Annotated in this window: 2 protein-coding genes; both read left to right on the top strand. The window is 28.6% G+C overall.

Annotation, left to right across the window (positions count from 1 at the left end; translation table 11 throughout):
* Window positions 1-255, top strand: a 255-nt coding sequence (locus tag EZH24_RS12845) for a BrnT family toxin (protein WP_137999426.1), incomplete at its 5' end; no start/stop codon positions are given.
* Window positions 252-509, top strand: a complete 258-nt coding sequence (locus EZH24_RS12840) for a hypothetical protein (RefSeq protein ID WP_137999425.1) — start codon at window positions 252-254, stop codon at window positions 507-509. The genes EZH24_RS12845 and EZH24_RS12840, both read left to right, overlap by 4 nt.
* Window positions 510-828 lie beyond the last annotated feature (319 nt).

Raw genomic sequence — 828 nt, 5'->3', positions numbered from 1 at the left:
ATATCTTTTGAAGAGGCTATTTTTGTTTTTACTGACGATAACGCTATTATAATAAAAGATGCCGAACATTCAATTAACGAAGAGCGATTTATAACTATTGGCAGAATTAAAGGTTTTTATATTATAGTAGTTGTTTATACGGATAGGACGAAATATAATGACAAAAAAGAAACTATAAGAATTATATCTTCGAGGTATGCGACTAAAAAAGAAATTAAACAATATATTGATTTTAATTCAAGGAGAGGAAAATGAAAAACGAAGAATTTGCAATTAAAGAAGAATACGATTTTTCAGACGGAGAAAATATAAGAGAATTTGAAAACGGAAAATATTTTTTAAGAATGGAAGAAATGGAAATTCCAATTTATTTGAATAGAAAAGTATTGGATAATTTGGAGAAATTGTCCGAAAAAGAAAATATTTCAATATCTCAATTAATAAACAAAATGATAAAATATTATTCCAATTCAAAAAGAAGCAAGAAATCGGCAGTTCGACAAGAATAAATTCATATTCGCAACTTAATTTTTACCGTCATTGCGAGGTTTTAGCCGAAGCAATCCAATCAGAATTCGTTAACTTTCTAATAACAAGGGGTTTCAACCCATTGTGTGACTCTATTTGAATTGTTAACACAATGGGCTGAAGCCACATTGTTATTCAGAAAAGCGCTATTCTAAAAATAGATTGCTTCGCTCATCGCCAAAGGTGTGTCGCTCGTAATGACAAATTCTAATTAATTTTAATTAAACCGAACTCACTCCTATTGGAATAAATTCGGTTTAACTCTTAAAAATCTTATTAACTTAAATCATATTATCTTCA

The organism is Brachyspira catarrhinii, assembly GCF_005518285.1.
Lineage (GTDB): Bacteria > Spirochaetota > Brachyspiria > Brachyspirales > Brachyspiraceae > Brachyspira > Brachyspira catarrhinii.
Note: the sequence above shows the minus strand (reverse complement) of the source record. Positions and strands in the feature narration are given on the sequence as shown.